The organism is Neptunicella plasticusilytica, assembly GCF_047922965.1.
Lineage (GTDB): Bacteria > Pseudomonadota > Gammaproteobacteria > Enterobacterales > Alteromonadaceae > Neptunicella > Neptunicella plasticusilytica.
The window spans coordinates 2292983-2307975 of the sequence record NZ_CP150481.1; the positions used below are offsets into that span (position 1 = coordinate 2292983).

Below are 14993 nucleotides of genomic sequence, written 5' to 3' on the forward strand. Positions count from 1 at the left end.
ATCACTATTGTTAAACAAGTAAAAGCGACACCATAATGACCAAAATAACCATCGTTCACAATCCCCGCTGTTCCAAAAGCCGCCAAACATTACAGTTACTGCAGGAACAGGGTTATCAACCGGAAATCGTTGAATACCTTAAACAGCCTTTATCCGCCAAGACATTAAAACAGTACCTCGACATGTTGGGATTTGATTCAGCCAGACAGCTGATGCGTAAAAACGAAGATGAGTATAAACAGTTAAACCTGTCCGACGAACAACTTGGAGAAACCGAACTGATAGATGTAATGGTGTCACATCCCAAGCTGATTGAACGGCCTATCGTTATTGCCAACCAGCAAGCACGCATTGGCCGTCCACCGGAATCCGTGCTGGAAATCTTATAGTGGCGCCTGTACTTGTCCTCTATTACAGCCATAAGGGCGCGACCCGCAATATGGCTTATAAAATCGCCACAGGAGTCGAAATGGCGGGACTGGAAGCGCAAATAAGAACTGTGCCTCCGGTTACCAATCATTTCGATAATGAACTCGCCGCAGTACCTGATAGCGGTGATCCCTATGTCAGCCGGGATGATTTGGTTGCCTGCAGCGGACTGGCGTTAGGCAGCCCTACTCGCTTTGGCAATATGGCAGCTGCAATGAAATATTTTTGGGATGGAACCAGCCACGAATGGTTATCCGCAGCGCTGGCAGGTAAGCCAGCTTGTGTATTTACCTCATCATCCACCATGCATGGCGGACAGGAATCTACCTTGCTGAGCATGCAATTACCTTTGTTACATCATGGCATGGTATTTATCGGCCTTCCCTATTCTGAGCCGGCACTGAATAAAACCACTACAGGTGGAACACCTTACGGGGTAAGTCATGTTGCCGGGATGCAGGGTAATACCTCGTTAAGTGATGATGAACAACAGCTATGTATCGCCCAAGGTAAAAGATTGGCTAATATCGCCCGTTTACTTGGTGCCTGATCCCCATTTGATTGATACGAGAGACAGATGAGCAGTCATACTTTATTTTTTCGACGTCTGGCCCTGACCAGTTATCTAGCTTTACTGGGTTGGTCGTTTATTTGGCATTTCATACTCAGCCAGCCACAGGTTCATTCCACCCTATTTTTATTATTGTTCTGGATCCTGCCTTTGCTATTGCCCGCCAAAGGCATGATTCAGGGTTCACCTTATACTCATGCCTGGGCCAATTTTATTGTTATGCTGTACTTGTTACATGGCCTGACGGCAGTTTACGCCTCTGAAGGTGAACACTGGTATGCCGCGGTGGAAATACTGGCTGCCTCCTGTATGTTTATCGGTTGCAGTTTCTACGCCCGGTTGCGTGGGCGGGAGCTGGGTTTGGGGTTAAAAAAGTTAAAGGATGAACAGCAATGAAGCCTATCACCGCAACAATTAAAACCTTGGCACCATTATGTCTATTCGCGCTAGTCGCGTGTGGAGGCGGCGGAGGGAGCCTTTCCACCTCAAATAACCATAATTCGGGCAGTCCGGTCACACCAACGGCACCGCCACCAACCGAACCAGATAGCCTGCTTCTGGTCAGTACCGAAACCGCGCTGCAACATCAGTCTGTCGGTTTGGCCGCGTTAATGCCTGAAAATTTGAATGGCAGTGCAGTTCATTGGCAGCAGCTTACGGGGCCACAGGTTACATTGCTGGCCGCCGATAGCCAGGTGATCAGCTTTGATGCTGAACAAACAGGCAACTACAGTTTTGAATTTACTGCCAATACCACGGATGGCTCAGTCAGCGACACAATCAGTTTATCCGTACAGAGCAACTCGGCCGCTGTTGTACAAATCAGACTCGATCATGTGGCGGTTGAGCAGGGTAAAGTATCGTTACGAGTGGACTCGAACAGTGCGTTTACCTCGACCCAATGGCAACAAATCAGCGGACCGACTGTAACACTGGATAAACAGGGCAATATGTTGTTTTTCGACGCCCCCAAGGTGGAATTTGACACCTTGCTGGAATTCCAGGCCACATTAAAATTAGCCAATGGCAGCACTACAACAGATACAGTCTATGTTTTGATTAAAAATGCCGAGATCGCCGAGGACGGTTACTTCCCCTACTATGCCGAACAAGTCGTCACCTTGAGTGCCCATCCTTATTTGCCAACCAGTCCTTATGCCGATGTGCTGGTGGACTGCGTTTATAGTAATACCCTTACCGATACCTGTTCGTTCAATCAATTACCGCTGATTGGCATGCAACATCCGCAACCGCAGATAGAGGACATTATGCAGCGCGTGGTGGTGTCTCATGACTGGATGGGAGAGAGGTTCAGGCAGTATCTGCAACAGTCTGACGTATCTCCGGATATGTTAAATTTATTGCGCGCCACCACTGCAATTGTTATTTCCTACGATGTGCGCCCTTCCTTTTATTGGTCTGCCACCGGCGCTATCTATCTTGATGCCGATAATTTCTGGCTCACTCCGCAAGAACGCGATACCTTGAATGATGCCCCTGATTACCGGGCTGAGTTTGGCAACCAGTTACAATTCAGTATTCCCTGGACCTATACCCATAACGGCTCACCCGCCTTTGTGGGGTATGATCCGGCAGATCGCCAACCTCGCGCCTTTGCCGATATGGAAGCCGAAGTCACCTGGTTGCTGTATCACGAACTGGCGCATGCCAATGATTATATTGCGCCCTCGCGCTGGAGTTTGCTGTCAGCCAACAGCAACCCGCTGCAGGAGGCCAATAGAGAGAATATACCTTCAATATCAAAACAAATGGTTATTCAATATCCCTGGATAGATGAAAATAGTCCTCTATTTGGACTGGCCGATGTCAGCTTTGACGGAGACACGCCAACGAGCCAACAAAAAGCTTATCAGCCTGATGATATCCTGGGCTTGTTCCGCGATGACTACGCCACCGATTTTTATAATTACTCATCTCAGGCTGAAGATTTAGCCATGTATTTCCAGCATCTAATGCTCAGTTATCGCCTAGGATTCACACCGGTTGTGGCCATTATAGACAATGATGACATTGTCGCCTGGGGAGAATTTAACCGCATAAGCACCAGTCAATTGCAGGGTAAAGGTGCCTTTGTGATCGACAATATTTTACCCGAAGTGGATAGCCGGGATGTGTACCAGTCGCTACAGCCACTAAAAAATATGCAAACCGGCGTCAGCTTTTCACAAAGTGTCAGGGCCGGTAAACAGGCTAAAGGATTAGAACAGCGACTGGACAGGCAAATCTGGTTAAAACACCAAAGGCAGGCTTCCCATATCGGTCGCCCCAAATTACCTAAAGCAAGGAATTAAAACGACAATGCCTGCTTAACAAAAGGAATGGTCAGCTTTCGTTGCTGTTGTAACGACAGCTGGTCAAGCTGATTTAGTGCATTCATCAGGCTTTTAGTATCGCGCTTGCTACGACTGAGTAAATATAGGCCGACTTCTTCAGGTAAATTAATTCCCCTGATTCCGGCACGTTTAATCAGCATACTGACGCAATCTTCATCACTGAGACGCTGCACAACAAAACTGACCCCCCAGGCTAACCGGCTTTGCAGATCAGCCAGTTCCAGTTCCATTTGTGCCGGCCCCGCGTCCCCACTGATCACCAGGCGAGCATGCTGATTTTCGATAACCCGGTTAATCAAGTCGAACAACGCCACCTGCCACTGTCGATGCCCTTTTAAGGCATGCACATTATCCAGACAGACGTAATCACATTGCTCAAGACCCGTTAATACTTCTGTCGACCATAAATCGATTTGTGCCAGATCAAGATAACTAACCCATTTACCTTGCTCCCCGGCTTGCGCACAGACACTGTAAAGTAAATGACTTTTGCCCACCCCATGTTCGCCACTAAGATAGGTAATCAACGGGCTGTTTTGCGGTTGCGTAAACAACGCCATTAACTGGGCCAACAACACCTGGTTGTTACCCACCACAAAATTACTGAAGGTTTCATCGTCGGGCAGATGAACCGGCAAAGACAACTGGGTATTCATTATGGTGCCCAGACAAATTCCAGTTCAGCCACAGGTTGGCCAAATTGATCGACTACCCGTTGCATACGGCTGTCCAGTTTAAGAGTATTAATCAGATCCTGTTCGGTCCCTATCATGCGTAACTTGTATGTGCCTTTGCGTCCATTAATATGACTTAATGTCACGTCTGCCACTGCCGTTAGCTGATTGAGGAAACGCCGCACATTTTCATATACTTCCAGACCGCTAATGTTATTCACGGTTAGTTCAATCCATTGACTGACCGCCGAAGATTGAGCATCAATGGCATAACGGCTGGCGAGTTGATCAGCTACGGTATCGATGACTTGCTGGATCACTGCGTCCTGTTCAATATCTTCAACATTGCCCTGAAATTGGCTGTCGCCAAGGATAAAGCGCCAGTCAAGCCGCCACTTGATCTGCGCCAAACTATCGTCCAGCCCTTCAGCCTGCTGCTTGTACTGGTATATACGCCCTATAATCAGAGAATCTGTATTGTAACGTTGGCTGGCCTGAATTACCGGCGCGGCAAAACGGCCCCATACATCATAAACACTGACATTCATCAAATCATCCAGATCCAGCAACGGAAAACTCATATCCAGTCCCCGCTCGGCCGCTACCTGTAATACTTTGTCCTTGATGTGGGACTGACTTTGTTCAGAAATTAATGCCCGGTTAAAGGAGGTTTCGTCCGGCTGTTCCACTAACCACAACAAAGTAGCCGGACGCGTCTTGCCCCAAATAGGCAAATTGGCATTACGCAATAATTTGTCCACTTTCTGTTGATCATAGCTGGCGTTATAAATGCGCTTCTGCTGTTCGATATTGAACTGATAGGACAATAAAAAATCGGTGGCGTTAGCCAAGTTTTGTCTAATCAAGGGTTGACTGAGTACATCACGATTGCCGCTTACCTTGATCAGAACCTGCTGCAGACCTTGTTTGGCCGCATCGTCCTGATCGGTGGTATTGCCCATCTCGACTTTAGCATCATATAAAGCCGTTACGTCCCCGGCCATCGCCGCACTGGACACGAATAAACTCAGCGCAAAAACTACCCACTTAACATACATACGTAACAACAAGACTTATCCATCCTTATCCAAGAGCGGCTATTGTCATCGAATTCGGGATGAATTTCACCCATTGATTTAGCTAAATATCGACTAAATGAGTTATCAACCGAGGTGATTGCTGATAAAATCCGCGCTGATTTTCCAGTCCAGTTATTTTGAGGTTAAATGTGAGCCAAACCAAACCATCCCTAAGTTATAAAGATGCAGGTGTCGATATTGATGCGGGCAATCAGTTAGTTGAACGAATTAAAAGCGTCACTAAACGGACCCATCGACCCGAAGTAAGAGGGGGTTTAGGTGGATTTGGTGCTTTATGTGCTTTACCGGAAAAATATAAAAAACCGTTACTGGTTTCCGGTACCGATGGTGTGGGCACTAAACTGCGTTTAGCCATGGACTTGGGTCGCCATGAAAGTGTAGGTATCGATTTGGTCGCCATGTGTGTGAATGATCTTATTGTACAAGGTGCTGAGCCGTTATTTTTTCTCGATTATTATGCGACCGGAAAGCTGGATGTTGAAACGGCAACAGCAGTCGTCACCGGTATCGGTGAAGGTTGTGAACAATCCGGTTGCGCGCTAATCGGCGGTGAAACGGCGGAAATGCCCGGCATGTACCATGGCAACGACTATGATATCGCCGGTTTCTGTGTCGGTGTGGTTGAACAGGATGACGTTATCGATGGCAGCCAGGTTGCTCCTGGCGACACGCTGATTGCACTGGCGTCTTCCGGGCCGCACTCAAACGGTTTTTCATTGATCCGCAAAGTGCTGGAAGTCAGCGGCGCCGATCCTTCCCAAACATTTGAAGACTCAACGCTGGCCGACCATTTATTGGAACCTACCCGCATCTACGTTAAATCTGTATTGAAACTACTGGAAAAAGTACAGGTTAATGCGATTTCACATATTACCGGCGGTGGCTTCTGGGAAAATATTCCGCGCGTATTGCCGGATAACACCAAAGCAGTTATCGATGGTAGCAGTTGGCAGTGGCCGGCTATCTTCAACTGGCTACAGCAACAAGGCAATATTGACACTCATGAAATGTACCGTACCTTTAACTGCGGTGTAGGTCTGATCATCGCACTGCCGCAAAGCAGTGCGGAACAGGCAGTAACCTTACTAAAAGAATCTGGCGAGAACGCCTGGATCATCGGCAGCATCGCCGAACAAACGGGTAGCGAACAGGTCGAGATTAACTAATTCCATGAAATCTATAGTTGTCCTTATTTCAGGTAATGGTTCCAACCTGCAAGCGATTATCGATCAGTGCGCAACCAATAAAATTGCCGGTAAAATCACCGCTGTGATATCTAACAAACCCGGTGCGTATGGATTGCAGCGCGCCGAGCAGGCGAATATTCCAGCCCATGTAGTGGATAATCGTGATTATGCCGAACGAGCCGATTACGATACGGCATTGATGGAGTGTATCGATCAGTATCAGCCTGATTTAGTGGTGCTAGCCGGGTTTATGCGGATCTTGACAAGCGATTTTGTCGAACACTATCATGGCAAAATGCTAAATATTCATCCGTCATTACTGCCTAAATACAAAGGTCTGCACACTCATCAACGGGCTATTGAGGCCGGTGATACGGAGCACGGAGCTTCGGTACACTTTGTGACACCTGATCTGGATGGTGGACCCGTTATCATTCAATCTCGTGTTCCGGTCTTTGCAGAAGATGACGCAGATGAGCTGGCACAACGGGTACAGCAACAGGAACGCAATATCTATCCACTGGTAGTGAGCTGGTTTTGTGCTGAACGACTGATGATGGATCAGGATAAAGTCATAATGGACAGCATACCGCTGGGCAGCAACGGATATGCTGCCGATTAGGTTTACCTGCATTATTTTACTTTGCCTGTCACTGGCAGTGACAGGCAAAGAGTTATGTCCCTACCAGGCCAAATACAATGCCTACCGTTCCGGCTCCAAACTGGGAACCGCCAGTCAGCAGCTTGAAACACTGACAAACAATCAATATCGTCTTACCTACCAGTCTCACGCATCCTATTTTTTCCTGTCAGATCATCGCCATGAAATCAGCCAGTTCAGTCAACTAGGCGAGCAACTGCAATCCGTTAATTATCAGTACAAGCGCACCGGTACCGGACGAGATAAATCGTTAGCAGCCGAATTCAATCCAACTGATCACACCATATTGTTGAATAATGATGAAAAGCTGCCATGGCAACAGGAACTGGATAATCAGTTGTATCAGTTCAGAATTAAGCAGTTACTGGCAGAGGGTAAAACTGAATTCAGTATTCCGGTACTCAATTACCGTGGTGAAAAAGAGATGTACCAATTCGAGGTGCAAGGCGAAGAGGAGCTTGCTTTACCCTACGATAAAGTTAACGCACTAAAAGTCGTGCGTATTCGCGAGACCAAACGACGCGAAACCTTTATCTGGTTTGCACCGTCCCTCAACTACCTGATGGTGCGGATCCGGCAGTTAAAAGAAGACGATGAACAAGGCGACATCCGGCTTAGCCAATACGCAGCTGAAAGCTGCACAGCCAAAACTGAGCGAACTGAATCAGCCGCCACACCACTTGCAAAAGATTAGCATCTCCAGCTGATTTTCACTTTATCCAGCTAAACTGGTCTTTAGCGCTTACACTTATGTGTATATACATAAACGCTATTACTTGATTTTTTTCTTAAGACATAATACTTTCTAACCTTCTGGTCTGACCTCTACAATCTGGAGTCCTTATGCACGGATTAATCTGGCTACTTTTGCTGGTAGCAACCATCGGTAGCGTCAGCTATCTGCGTCTTAAACTGATCAATGCCACACTCGCCATTGGCGCGGTGATGCTAATTGGTACTTTCACGGGTATTGTCGGTTTATTTTCCTGGGTTATTTTTCTGGCCATTATGCTGCCGCTGAATATGGAAACATTCAGACGACAAAACATCACCCTGCCCATTCTTAAAATATATAAAAAAATCATGCCGGAAATGTCCCGCACCGAGCAGGAAGCCATTAATGCCGGAACCGTGTGGTGGGATGGCGAGATATTTAGCGGCAAACCAGATTGGCACAAACTCCACAGTTTTCCTCAGGCTCGTTTAACCGCCGAAGAGCAGGCTTTTCTGGATGGTCCTGTTGATGAAGCCTGTCGTATGCTGGATGAATGGCAGGTCAATCACAAACTGGCCGATTTACCCCCTGAACTATGGCAGTTCCTGAAAGACAACAAGTTCTTCGCCATGATCATTAAAAAAGAATACGGCGGGTTACAGTTCTCGGCCTATGCCCAATCTCGCGTATTACAAAAGCTGTCTGCCAAAGGCGCAGTGCTGTCCAGTACCGTTGGTGTACCAAATTCCTTGGGGCCGGGAGAATTACTGCAGCACTACGGTACAGAAGATCAGCAAAATTACTATTTACCTCGGCTGGCTCAAGGTCTGGAAATCCCCTGCTTTGCGTTAACCAGCCCGGATGCCGGTTCGGATGCAGGTGCAATTCCGGATAGTGGCGTAATCTGTAAAGGAACATTCGAAGGTAAACAAGTGCTGGGCATGAAACTAACCTTCAACAAGCGTTATATTACCTTGGCTCCGGTGGCTACAGTTGTCGGCCTGGCGTTCAAACTTTACGACCCTGATCATCTGCTCGGTGAAGAAGAAAATCTGGGGATTACCTGTGCGCTTATCCCGGCTGACACTAAAGGACTGGATATTGGTAATCGACATTTCCCGTTAAACGTACCATTTCAGAACGGCCCGGTGCGTGGCAAAGATATTTTTGTACCGCTGGATTTCATTATTGGTGGCGCCAAGATGGCCGGACAAGGCTGGCGCATGCTGGTTGAATGCTTGTCTGTTGGTCGTTGTATTACCCTGCCCTCCAACTCGGCCGGTGGTAGCAAAACCATTGCTATGGCAACCGGTGCTTATGCACGCATTCGTCGTCAATTCAAACTGCCAATAGGTAAAATGGAAGGGATTGAAGAAATGATGGCCCGCATCGGTGGCAATGCCTATCTGATGGACGCGGTTACCAGCATGAGTACCACGGGCGTCGATTTAGGAGAAAAACCATCAGTTATCGGCGCTATCTGTAAATATCATCTGACTGAAAAAGCGCGTAACGTAATGGAAGCGGCCATGGATATTCATGGTGGTAAAGGCATTATGTTAGGCCCGAACAATTATCTGGGTCGCGGTTACCAGAGTATTCCTATCGGTATTACCGTAGAGGGAGCGAATATCCTGACCCGTAATATGATGATCTACGGTCAGGGAGCAATGCGTTGTCACCCTTATGTACTAAAAGAGCTTTATGCTGCCAATAACGATGATCGCGCCGAAAGTCTGAAAGAGTTCGATCAGGCGCTGTTTGGCCATATCGGTTTTGCCATCAGCAACGTTTTCAGGGCTTTATGGTTTTCATTTACTGGTGCCATGTTTGCCAAAGCCCCGTTTAGTGACGAAACTGCGGGTTACTATCGCTCGATGGAAAGATACAGCACCAACCTGGCGCTATTGTCTGATGTTTCCATGGGTGTTTTGGGTGGTGAACTAAAACGTCGTGAACGTTTGTCCGCACGGCTGGGCGATATGCTCAGCTATATCTATCTAGCTTCAACTGTACTAAAACGTTTTGATGATGAAGGTCGTCAACAAGAAGACTTGCCTTTGCTGCATTGGGCTATGCAAGACAGTTTGTACAAGCTGGAAATTGCCCAGCAAGAGCTGCTACAGAACTTCCCGTCCAAACCTTTAGGAATACTGCTTAAATTGCTGGTTGCCCCTTTTGGCAATAAATACTGTCGTCCTTCAGATGTGCTGGATCATAAAATTGCCCAGATACTGCAAAACCCCTGCCCCAGCCGTAATCGATTGATCCAGGGACAATATCTGACTCGCGAAGAAGGCAATGTAATTGGCCAAATGGAACAGACTTTAGAAGATATTATTGCCTGTGAACCTTTGTATGAAAAAATCTGCAAGGCAGCCAATGAAAAGTTCTTCTTTACCCAACTGGACGAACTGGCTAAAAAAGGCCTCGAGCTGGGAGTCATTAATGAGCAGGAGGCTGAATTATTAACCCGTACCGAAGCTGGCCGTTTACAAGTTATCAATGTTGATGACTTTAAACCGGAAGAGTTGATGGTAGAAAAGCCGGAGGTTAAAAAGCCAGCAGCGGCTAAGGCTCCAGCTAAAAGAAAACCGGCAGCTAAAACCAGCAAAAAAGAAACCGAAAAAGAAGCCTGACAAGTCTTTGTTGGTTAATTAAGGCACCTTGGGTGCCTTTTTTTATTAGACCATATACAGCCCCAGTCAGATATTCAGCTACCTGCAGGTTACTCAATCCGATAACTGTTGGCCTACATGCCCTGTCATGTGATACTTACTGCACAAAGCATTATTTGCCAAGAATGCGTCACAGATAGGAACAAAATGTCAGACAAAAGTAATATCTCCGATTTTTTTAAACTCGAATCTGCTGGCGGCATTCTGCTTATGCTGGCGGCTTTGCTGGCCATGTTATGTGCCAATACTCCCTTAAATACCTATTACGAACTGTTTTTATCCACGCCGGTAGCAGTGCAGGTCAGCACGCTGGTGATCGCTAAACCTTTGCTGTTATGGATCAACGATGGATTAATGGCAGTGTTTTTCTTTTTAGTCGGGCTGGAACTTAAACGAGAACTGATCGAAGGCGAACTGTCTGACAAACGTAATATTATTTTACCCGGCGTTGGCGCAATAGGCGGTATGGTCGCCCCGGCGCTGATTTATCTTTATTTCAATTATGACGACCCCGTCGCCATCGAAGGTTGGGCGATCCCGGCGGCTACCGATATCGCCTTCGCGTTGGGAGTCTTGACCTTGCTGGGTTCAAGAGTACCGACCTCCATCAAGATATTTTTAACCTCACTGGCGATTTTTGATGATATTGGCGCAATTCTGATTATCGCGTTCTTTTATACCGCCAAAATATCGGTAACCTCATTGATTGTCGTGTCTCTGTGTATTCCTGTTCTGGCCCTGTTCAACTACCGCAATGTGGAATCCAAAAGTTTATATATTCTGGTCGGGATCATTATGTGGGTTGCGACATTGAAGTCAGGCGTACATGCGACGCTCTCTGGCGTGGTACTGGCAATGTTTATTCCGATTAAATCCAAGAATAATCCGGATTATTCACCGTTAAAAAGTATGGAACATGACTTACACTCGGTGGTGGCCTTTTTCATCTTGCCTGTATTTGCCTTCGCCAATGCCGGGATCAGCTTCACAGGGATGGGCATGGAGCAACTGTTTCACGGTGTTCCATTAGGCATTGCCGCCGGACTATTTATTGGCAAACAGCTCGGGATTTTCGGTTTATGCTGGCTGGCAATCAAACTAAGACTATCCCAACTGCCACAGGGAATGTCCTGGAGTTCGCTGTACGGCACAGCAGCATTATGCGGCATAGGCTTTACGATGAGTTTATTTGTGGGCGGACTTGCCTTTGAGGAGACCGGCGTCAATATTATCTTTGATGAACGGCTGGGTATAGTGCTGGGCTCGTTACTCTCGGGGATTGTCGGCTTTATCGTACTTAGAGCCTGCCTGAAACCCCAAACCGAAACAAATGAGTATGGCTGAAATACTTGGTAAGCAAGATGAATACGTTAATGAGGCCTTTAACGGTTTATCTTGCGTAGCAGATTCATTTGATCATCAACAATTTGATAGCTGCCGTTTCAAATCCTGTGACTTTAATCACGCAGTGTTCAATACCTGCAGCTTCGTCGACTGTTATTTTAGCCAATGTAATTTGTCATTAGTCAAACTGATCTCATGCAAATTTAACAATGTGCAGTTTGAACACTGCAAATTGCTTGGTATTGACTGGACGCAGGCAGACTGGTCGGGCTTTGGCGGCGCAGCTGTAGCTTTTGAACACTGTATATTAAACAATGCCAGTTTTTTTGGCTTGAATCGTATCGAACACTGTAAAATGCATGACGTCGACTTTCGTGAAGCCAATTTTAAACAGGCAAGTCTGATAGGCACGGATTTGTTGAATAGTTTGTTCAACAATACCAATTTATCCAAGGCTGATTTTACTGAGGCGACAAATTATCATATTGATGTATTTAACAATAACATCCGACAGGCAACCTTTAGTCGCGTTGAAGCCCTGCATTTACTGGAAAGTCTGGGGATAAAGCTGGTTTAACCTGACTTGGATTAAAGGCATAAAAAAAGCCTCATAGAGGCTCATTTCATTGTCACCAAATTGGCGGAGTGGACGGGACTCGAACCCGCGACCCCCGGCGTGACAGGCCGGTATTCTAACCAACTGAACTACCACTCCTAAAAGGATACTTTGATGTTGGCGGAGTGGACGGGACTCGAACCCGCGACCCCCGGCGTGACAGGCCGGTATTCTAACCAACTGAACTACCACTCCAACCCTAATCAAAGTTTTGAGTTATTTGAATTGGCGGAGTGGACGGGACTCGAACCCGCGACCCCCGGCGTGACAGGCCGGTATTCTAACCAACTGAACTACCACTCCAGTTATTCAAATAAATCATGCAGTTAACTTTGAGACAGGCCCCTAGCCAACTGCGGCGCAGATGATACGGTTTCACCTATAACGAGTCAACCTATTTTTAGGGCTTTTTTACATTATGACCAAGGATTAACCAGAAATGCAGATTAATTAGACAAAGCCAGTAAAACCAAGGCTTATAGGGATGTTTTTTGTACAGTTTCAACGGCATGATCGCTGTTGATTTTCTCCGCTAGTCCACTTTTGTCGACTGACTATGATCGGTCTTGGCCGGCTTGAAAATAAACCACAATACCAACCCGCCAATTAGCAATAAAAATAAATTAATGCCGATAATTAACCAAACCGGCGTTTCATCTTCCTGTTGCGGCATGGGTGTTGGCGTATTTTGACGCTGTTCACTTGGCACTGTTTGCGGGTTATTGACTTGTGTGCCTGCGGCAGCATCTGGCGTAACCGGTTCTGCCACTTTAAGCTCGGGTTCTTCGATTAAGAAACTGTACTCCGGCACATCCAGAATAAAGTTGCGACCATTATAGGTATTACCATACACGGTTATTTTCACCCTGAAAATGCCGTACTCGTAGTGGGTGATCCGGTGCAAGCGCGCCTGATCGGAGGGATCAGTAATAGAGAAATTCTGCACATCGCCATTGGGAAACCGCACCTTGCCATCAATTAATAAACTGTTGATATCCACATATTGGCGATCAGCATCAATTTTTAACTCGTGATATCCCCTATTCCCTTCATTTTTGTCCACGCTAATATGAACAGGATTTTCCAGTACCAGAATTTTGTCGCCATATTGTTCACGGTTATACAAAGGTGTATTAACTACAAATACCGGGATCCATTCTCCATCACCCACGGTTAAATCGTACTGGCCGGTAAACACTCCATCACGGGGTCTTTCGTCCATTCCTCTGCCATCATCCTTGAAGGTAGCGATCTCGCCGTCATTGGCACCAAAGTTATCGTAGTTGGGATTGTTGGTACTGATAAATTTTATGGATAAATCCACAACATCACGGAATTCCTTAAATTCAATCGGTTCGCCGCCATTGGTCAGTCGACCAGTTTGCTTCATGATTTCACCGGAAAACATAATTTCAGGCAAAGGAGGAACATGCAGCTCAATATCCGACATTATCATGACACGACTACCGGGCAAGATTTGGCCCATAGCTTGCCAGGGTCCGGGAGTTGGATTTTTTAGCTTAATCGCATCGTAATTGGCCGAATAAACCCATTCGGCCACATCCTCGGTCACCCGGGACTGAAACAGTTTCGAGCCGTCTGGCTTAACCAATACCACAGGAGAACTGCCAAAGGTACGAAAGAACACCATACTGACTTCATCGACTTGATAGTCGATTCGGAAGCGATTTTGCAGCAAAGGAATACTATTCTGATACTTGTCGCCCAGCATTGATATGGGATCATTGTCTTCACTGTCCAACTGATTGTCTTGTGGTAATCCCCATGCGCAAAAATGGCAGGTTAAAAACACCGCGAACAGAAATCGATATCTACCCATAAAATCTACCGGCCTTATTGTCTCCACAGGCAAGCGCCGCCTTTTTCAACTAAATCAAGGCGTTGCTCATGTTGTTCTAGTTCATCGGCTGTAGCTTGTACAATCTTTAACGGTTTTCGATCCGCAGACAAACGGCGAATTGTTTCACCCTGCTGGTGTTGGGACTCGGCTGATTTACCGGATAAATTCAACGCAGTCTGGCCACCGGTCATCAACAAATACACGTCGGCCAGAATTTCCGCATCCAGCAAGGCGCCGTGTAACTGACGATGCGAATTATCGATGCCATAACGTTTACACAGCGCATCCAGATTATTCTTCTGTCCCGGGTGCATTTGCCGGGCCAGCGCCAAACTATCCAGAACAGTACAAATTTCGCTGGTCTTTTTAATCGATAGACCACGAATTAAACCAAATTCGTGATCCATAAAGCCGATATCAAAAGCAGCATTGTGGATCACCAATTCAGCACCTTTGATAAAACTAATAAAATCTTCGGCAATATCTTTAAATACCGGTTCACCAGCCAGTTGTTCATTGGTTATCCCGTGCACCGCAATCGCTTCCGCTTCGATAATTCGCTGCGGATTAATATAGACATGGAAGTGATTGCCAGTCAGGCGGCGGTTAATCAACTCCACACAGCCTACTTCGATAATCCGGTGCCCCTGCTTTGGGTCAATACCTGTTGTTTCTGTATCCAGTACGATTTGACGCATGCTTTTAAACTGTCTTATTCAATGATGTCCGCATTATACCCAAGCCAAATCAAGATGCGAGAGAAGCCTTGGCCTATTGAGCCAGGATACGGACTGCATCGCAAG

At 46.7% G+C, this 14993-nt stretch carries 14 protein-coding genes and 3 tRNA genes; 10 read left to right on the forward strand and 7 right to left on the reverse strand.

The window, feature by feature from the left end; translation table 11 throughout:
* Positions 1-35: 35 nt before the first annotated feature.
* Genes arsC through V1467_RS10185 form a run of 4 tightly spaced genes read left to right on the forward strand, consistent with a single transcriptional unit; the run spans position 36 to position 3312 of the window.
* On the forward strand, positions 36-389 hold the full coding sequence (gene arsC, locus V1467_RS10170) for an arsenate reductase (glutaredoxin) (protein ID WP_416304874.1): 354 nt from the start codon (positions 36-38) through the stop codon (positions 387-389).
* Entirely contained in the window at positions 389-979 is a 591-nt protein-coding gene (gene wrbA / locus V1467_RS10175; protein WP_416304875.1) for an NAD(P)H:quinone oxidoreductase, read from the forward strand. Before arsC ends, wrbA begins: the two co-directional genes overlap by 1 nt.
* A gap of 27 nt (positions 980-1006) precedes the next feature.
* A complete protein-coding gene (locus V1467_RS10180) occupies positions 1007-1396 on the forward strand; it encodes a DUF2069 domain-containing protein (RefSeq protein WP_416304876.1) in 390 nt (129 codons plus the stop codon).
* On the forward strand, positions 1393-3312 hold the full coding sequence (locus V1467_RS10185) for a hypothetical protein (protein WP_416304877.1): 1920 nt from the start codon (positions 1393-1395) through the stop codon (positions 3310-3312). Before V1467_RS10180 ends, V1467_RS10185 begins: the two co-directional genes overlap by 4 nt.
* Here the strand turns inward: V1467_RS10185 and hda are convergent.
* Together hda and V1467_RS10195 are read right to left on the reverse strand one after the other, a co-directional pair.
* A complete protein-coding gene (gene hda / locus V1467_RS10190) occupies positions 3309-4010 on the reverse strand; it encodes a DnaA regulatory inactivator Hda (RefSeq protein WP_416304878.1) in 702 nt (233 codons plus the stop codon). The two genes, V1467_RS10185 and hda, sit on opposite strands and share 4 nt — an antisense overlap.
* Positions 4010-5086, reverse strand: coding sequence for a DUF2066 domain-containing protein (locus tag V1467_RS10195; protein WP_416308682.1), 1077 nt, complete (start codon positions 5084-5086; stop codon positions 4010-4012). Before V1467_RS10195 ends, hda begins: the two co-directional genes overlap by 1 nt.
* A 170-nt stretch (positions 5087-5256) precedes the next feature.
* On the opposite strand from V1467_RS10195, the gene purM reads away from it, so the two are divergent.
* The 6 genes from purM to V1467_RS10225 all read left to right on the forward strand — a co-directional run bounded on the left by purM (position 5257) and on the right by V1467_RS10225 (position 12290).
* Positions 5257-6294, forward strand: coding sequence for a phosphoribosylformylglycinamidine cyclo-ligase (gene purM / locus V1467_RS10200; RefSeq protein ID WP_416304879.1), 1038 nt, complete (start codon positions 5257-5259; stop codon positions 6292-6294).
* A gap of 4 nt (positions 6295-6298) precedes the next feature.
* Positions 6299-6937 (forward strand): phosphoribosylglycinamide formyltransferase, encoded by a 639-nt coding sequence (gene purN / locus V1467_RS10205; RefSeq protein WP_416304880.1) that lies wholly within the window; start codon positions 6299-6301, stop codon positions 6935-6937.
* A complete protein-coding gene (locus V1467_RS10210; protein WP_416304881.1) occupies positions 6924-7670 on the forward strand; it encodes a DUF3108 domain-containing protein in 747 nt (248 codons plus the stop codon). Before purN ends, V1467_RS10210 begins: the two co-directional genes overlap by 14 nt.
* A 149-nt stretch (positions 7671-7819) precedes the next feature.
* A complete protein-coding gene (gene fadE / locus V1467_RS10215) occupies positions 7820-10330 on the forward strand; it encodes an acyl-CoA dehydrogenase FadE (protein ID WP_416304882.1) in 2511 nt (836 codons plus the stop codon).
* Positions 10331-10516: 186 nt separating this feature from the next.
* On the forward strand, positions 10517-11713 hold the full coding sequence (nhaA, locus tag V1467_RS10220; RefSeq protein ID WP_416304883.1) for a Na+/H+ antiporter NhaA: 1197 nt from the start codon (positions 10517-10519) through the stop codon (positions 11711-11713).
* On the forward strand, positions 11706-12290 hold the full coding sequence (locus tag V1467_RS10225; protein WP_416304884.1) for a pentapeptide repeat-containing protein: 585 nt from the start codon (positions 11706-11708) through the stop codon (positions 12288-12290). The genes nhaA and V1467_RS10225 overlap by 8 nt, the downstream gene beginning before the upstream one ends.
* A gap of 61 nt (positions 12291-12351) precedes the next feature.
* On the opposite strand, the gene V1467_RS10230 is transcribed toward V1467_RS10225, so the two are convergent.
* The 5 genes from V1467_RS10230 to dnaQ form a co-directional block, all read right to left on the reverse strand.
* Positions 12352-12428: transfer RNA gene (locus V1467_RS10230), tRNA-Asp, on the reverse strand.
* A gap of 19 nt (positions 12429-12447) precedes the next feature.
* Positions 12448-12524 (reverse strand) — tRNA-Asp (locus tag V1467_RS10235).
* A gap of 31 nt (positions 12525-12555) precedes the next feature.
* Positions 12556-12632: transfer RNA gene (locus V1467_RS10240), tRNA-Asp, on the reverse strand.
* A 229-nt stretch (positions 12633-12861) separates the two neighbouring features.
* Complete coding sequence (locus V1467_RS10245; RefSeq protein WP_416304885.1) at positions 12862-14169, reverse strand: TIGR03503 family protein; 1308 nt, start codon at positions 14167-14169, stop codon at positions 12862-12864.
* Between the two features lie 14 nt (positions 14170-14183).
* On the reverse strand, positions 14184-14888 hold the full coding sequence (dnaQ, locus tag V1467_RS10250) for a DNA polymerase III subunit epsilon (protein WP_416304886.1): 705 nt from the start codon (positions 14886-14888) through the stop codon (positions 14184-14186).
* Positions 14889-14993: the final 105 nt, after the last annotated feature.